Here is a 208-nt window from a genome sequence, read left to right on the forward strand (position 1 = left end):
CACGTTTTGAGTTTGTGTAGATGTATTTCCGTTACCATCATCATAAGTCCAAGTCACTACAGTTGTACCTTGAGTAGCGATTGGTAAAGAGGCATCATGAGTTACAGTTATCGTACCACCACAATTATCATTAGCTGAAGGAGGTGTTAAAGCAGTCACTTCACATTCAGCAGTTACATCAGCAAGTGTCGCCACATCAGGAACAGGA

At 41.8% G+C, this 208-nt stretch carries 1 protein-coding gene; it reads right to left on the bottom strand.

Annotated features, from left to right (window positions below; translation table 11 throughout):
• Positions 1 to 208: HYR-like domain-containing protein (locus OD803_RS14610; RefSeq protein WP_262734106.1), on the bottom strand; the 208-nt coding region annotated here is incomplete at both ends.

This window comes from Gaetbulibacter sp. NE, from assembly GCF_025548475.1.
Classification (GTDB): domain Bacteria; phylum Bacteroidota; class Bacteroidia; order Flavobacteriales; family Flavobacteriaceae; genus Gaetbulibacter_B; species Gaetbulibacter_B jejuensis.